Here is a 261-nt window from a genome sequence, read left to right as displayed (position 1 = left end):
CGCATCGGTGATCCGGCCGCGGAAGCGCGCCGAGGTGAAGATAACGGACGCATCGACGCCGCTGTTGCGATAGACGAACTTCATCTCGGCATTGCCGAACGTGTGCCTGGTGCCGTCGCGACTGACGCCGGTCGCCTCCACCAACACATCCTTGGTCTCGCCGCCATTGGCGCCGGCATTCATGCGCAGTGCACCGCCGATCGTACCGGGGATGCCGAAGAAGAATTCCATGCCGCCGATATTTGCCGCAGCCGCCGTCTC

General features: G+C 64.0%; 1 pseudogene. It reads right to left on the bottom strand.

Annotated features, from left to right (window positions below):
- Positions 1–261 (bottom strand): annotated as a pseudogene (locus OU789_RS16895) (UDP-N-acetylmuramate dehydrogenase); the annotation flags it as partial.

The organism is Halocynthiibacter sp. C4, assembly GCF_028823805.1.
Lineage (GTDB): Bacteria > Pseudomonadota > Alphaproteobacteria > Rhodobacterales > Rhodobacteraceae > Falsihalocynthiibacter > Falsihalocynthiibacter halioticoli.
The sequence above is the reverse complement of the archived record's forward strand: the minus strand, read 5'-3'. Positions and strand labels throughout refer to the sequence as shown.